Source organism: Acinetobacter sp. GRABPA_MV_2 (genome assembly GCF_056725885.1).
The window spans coordinates 1-325 of sequence record NZ_JBWZNA010000077.1; the positions used below are offsets into that span (position 1 = coordinate 1).

The window sequence follows — 325 nt, forward strand, 5'->3', positions numbered from 1 at the left end:
AGAGTCAGAATCGCTGTCAGAGTCAGAATCGCTGTCCGAATCCGAGTCACTGTCCGAATCAGAATCGCTGTCAGAATCAGAGTCGCTGTCAGAATCAGAGTCACTGTCAGAGTCAGAATCGCTGTCAGAATCAGAGTCGCTGTCCGAATCCGAGTCGCTGTCCGAATCAGAATCGCTGTCCGAATCCGAGTCGCTGTCAGAGTCACTGTCAGAGTCCGAGTCACTGTCCGAATCAGAGTCGCTGTCCGAATCCGAGTCGCTGTCAGAATCCGAATCGCTGTCGCTATCAGAATCGCTGTCAGAATCAGAGTCGCTGTCAGAATCA

General features: G+C 52.0%; 1 protein-coding gene. It reads right to left on the reverse strand.

The genetic code is table 11. From position 1 onward, the window contains the following. The coding region (locus ACXM0J_RS18895; protein ID WP_180992695.1) for a hypothetical protein at positions 1 to 325 on the reverse strand (325 nt) is incomplete at both ends.